Genomic DNA, 398 nt, shown 5'->3' with positions numbered 1-398 from the left:
GCCAAACCTACGAAGCACCCGGCGGCAAGGTGACCACCGATCCCGATAACCTGCATTGCTGGCTGACGCCGCGCATCGGGCAATGGCAGGCGGACGGCCAGAGCAAGGTGGTGAACGCCTACCCGGCGCCGATCAAGCCCCTGCCCTATTCGGCCTATGGCGAGACGGAGAGCAATCTATTCTGCACCAGCAACGGTCTCGACGCCGCAAAGCTCAAGGGCTGACCCCTCCCCGCGACGTCCCGCCATCCATGGATGGCGGGATCATCTCTCGGTAAGGCCGGCCTCCCCTCTTCTTCCGCAAGCTGCCATCAGGATGGGCAAGGCGCAGGAGAGTTCGGCCCGCCCTTCTCACGAACGGTGGCGTTATGCTCGACATTCTCTTTATCGGCCTCAGTC

The 398-nt window shown here is 63.3% G+C and carries 1 protein-coding gene; it reads left to right on the top strand.

Going from position 1 to position 398, the window contains the following annotated elements; all coding sequences use genetic code 11:
• The coding region (locus AF337_RS17320; protein WP_152971117.1) for a transporter substrate-binding protein at positions 1-224 on the top strand (224 nt) is incomplete at its 5' end.
• Positions 225-398 lie beyond the last annotated feature (174 nt).

The sequence above is a fragment of the Rhizobium ecuadorense genome, assembly GCF_001187535.1.
GTDB lineage: Bacteria > Pseudomonadota > Alphaproteobacteria > Rhizobiales > Rhizobiaceae > Rhizobium > Rhizobium ecuadorense.
This window is presented reverse-complemented; position numbering and strand designations above follow the sequence as displayed.